Here is a 2,580-nt window from a genome sequence, read left to right as displayed (position 1 = left end):
GCTTGTATTGAACTAATGCTTCTCGGAGGATCGGCTTCATTGCCGCTTCTTTAATACAAGCCGTAAGCCAGTCGACGATGTGGCTGTTAAATGCAATAAGCTCATATTTGTCATCAGCAAGACCATTTAAGCTTCCTGTACTCGGTTGAGTGCCGAAAAGTGTGAGGTAAAATAGATGAATCTTTTTATTTGGGGCTCTTTTGTTGAGTTCTATATAGTAGTCATGTAACTGGTTCCGCTGATCGGCTGCATCAATTTTCATCTCAATGCCAATCATTGAGTCTGCAGACTCAATGGTAAAGTCGATTCTGCGGCCTTCATCAGTACCGTCTTCACGCTTTACTGCCAGTTTGCCTTGCTGATACTCTAGACAGAGAACGTCTGAGATAAACATTTCTAGAAAAGTTGTCCCCATCCCGTGGCTTCCATGAGGACTAAGCAATTCATAGATAAATCTTGAGTGGGTTTCAACTTCCTTTCGCTCCATTCTTAATATACTGAAGATATTAAAACGCTCTCCTTGCTGGTTTGAAAACCTCTGGTACTGTTCAAGCATTAGATGAGTACGATGAAGTAGGCTTGATTCTGTTGCGGGCTGATTTGTGATAATTGGCAAGTTACAAAGTTCCTCAATGTTGAGCGGTAGTTAGTAGTTGCCGATTCTATGCTCGATTAATAACTAGTTTCTTTGCGGTGATTCACAAAGTGATAAGCGTTCATTGAATGCATTATGTCATTGAGCGTGTTAAGGCGTTCAAAGTGCGAAATTATTACCAATCTGGTATTCTAATAAATCACTGTTTTATTGTTTTGTAGCGGTTTTTCTGTGGGGTATTATGGAAATCGTTTTTATCAGGCACGGTAAACCAACAGGTTCAACGAATCCAAAATTGACGGCAAAAGAATTTGCATGGTGGGTTAGGGATTACAATCGCTCAGAGGTTGCAGAGAGTAGCAAGCCACCGGTTCAGTTAAAGTCACAGTTAAGCGGGTATTATGTTGTTTCCAGTAATTTGCGCCGTGCAATTCATTCAGCAAGTCTCTGCTTAGCGAAAGACCCGGACTTAACGTTGAGGGGTATTCGTGAAATTGACATTCCAAGACATAAGATACCATTGGTTCTGAGGGCGAAGCATTGGTTGTTCATTAATCGTTTGCTTTGGCTTCTTGGCCTCAATGCTAAGGCAGAATCTCTCAAAGACGCAAAGGTAAGGGCAAAAAATGCTGCTCTGGAGATTGTAGATATAGCGAATAAACACGAGAAAGTAGCAGTATTTGGTCATGGCCTGATGAATCGGTCGATTGCTAAAGAGTTAGAAAGTGTAGGCTGGCAATGCACAGATAAAGACAGCTCTTATTGGGGGGTGATAAGGCTGAAGTCAAATTGAGATTATTGGCTTATAGCCTTGTTTATCATAGCGATAATTTATCACCATGATTGTGTTTGGACGATAATATTCCTCGGAAGCCATCAAGATAATACGTGTTACTCTTGATGGCTGTTATAAGCGCTATGTTGGAGGGCCCAAGTTTTACTCGCTTGTTTGCTCTTTATAAGCGAACAGAGGGGAAGTTTATCTATGCAGTATGTCGACTGCTTTGGTTGTTTTTTCAAGGTTTTCTGCAACCGTCTCAGGTATTTTACCTGCAATTGTTGCGTATAAACTGTCTATCATCGCAAGTTTAACCAATCGTGCTGTCCCGTTTTTTCCAAGCAAAGGTTCTGGTGATGCCGGTGCATAAAGCGGGTAGTTGGATAGTTGCGACAATTCTGCGTGGTAGTTGTTAGTGATTGAAATGATTGTTGCGCCAGTTTGCTTGGCTGCGCGGACTGCATCCATCAAGTCAACGGTCTGGCCCGAATGTGACACTACCAGTACAACATCTTCGGGAGTCAGTACACTCGCTGACATCAGCATCAGGTGTCGATCACGGGGTACAGAGGCCCGAATCCCAAATCGTAATAGCTTATGCTGAAAGTCATCGCAGATAATGGTTGAGCCGCCGACGGCGTATAGCTCAATATTCTTTGCCTTTACAATGGCATCTGCAGCCGCGCTGACCATATTTGCATCGACAAAATTGAGGATCTCAGTCAGGGCGTTAATGGAGTTCTGTAGTACCTTGGTAATGATCTGCTCACAGGAATCGTCGGGTTGAAGCTGCTCATTGGGCAAGAAAGTCTCTGACTCATGCTGGGCATTGAGTGCATCTTTTAGCTGCTTAAATCCGCTGAAACCAAGTTTCTTCGACACTTTGACGATTAATGCGGTCGAAACCCCCAGACGTTCAGCAACTTCTTTAATTGATGTTGATTTGTGTAAGAAGTGAGGCTTGAGAAAGTTCTCGGCAATCGACTGCTCAGTGCGAGTCAGCGATGGCAGGCGCATGCGAATGTTTGGAATTACTTGATTGAGATCCACGGATAAAATCGTTCCTGTTGAAGCAATTGCATCATTATACATAGTGACTCCCAAATAGTCATGACGGCCGCACCAGGCGGCCGTTGAGTTAGGCAATTAGCTGCCAGTATGTTGCAGGTACTTCGTCGGAACTTGTGAGCACAAAACCAGTTTGTCC

General features: G+C 43.4%; 3 protein-coding genes. 1 reads left to right on the top strand and 2 read right to left on the bottom strand.

Annotation, left to right across the window (positions count from 1 at the left end):
- On the bottom strand, nucleotides 1-616 hold a 616-nt coding region (locus tag MHN01_RS24245), incomplete at its 3' end, for a PD-(D/E)XK nuclease family protein (RefSeq protein WP_239413938.1).
- A 220-nt stretch (nucleotides 617-836) separates the two neighbouring features.
- Here MHN01_RS24245 and MHN01_RS24240 point away from each other — a divergent pair.
- The gene (locus MHN01_RS24240) at nucleotides 837-1,388 is read left to right on the top strand and encodes a histidine phosphatase family protein (RefSeq protein WP_239413936.1); all 552 of its coding nucleotides are present in this window, start codon (nucleotides 837-839) and stop codon (nucleotides 1,386-1,388) included.
- A 186-nt stretch (nucleotides 1,389-1,574) separates the two neighbouring features.
- Here MHN01_RS24240 and MHN01_RS24235 read toward each other — a convergent pair whose 3' ends face one another.
- Nucleotides 1,575-2,465 carry an SIS domain-containing protein gene (locus tag MHN01_RS24235; protein ID WP_239413935.1) on the bottom strand — a complete coding sequence of 297 codons (891 nt, stop codon included), beginning with the start codon at nucleotides 2,463-2,465 and terminating at the stop codon, nucleotides 1,575-1,577.
- Between the last annotated feature and the right edge of the window lie 115 nt (nucleotides 2,466-2,580).

This window comes from Photobacterium sp. OFAV2-7 (genome assembly GCF_022347985.1).
Classification (GTDB): Bacteria; Pseudomonadota; Gammaproteobacteria; order Enterobacterales; family Vibrionaceae; genus Photobacterium.
This window is presented reverse-complemented; position numbering and strand designations above follow the sequence as displayed.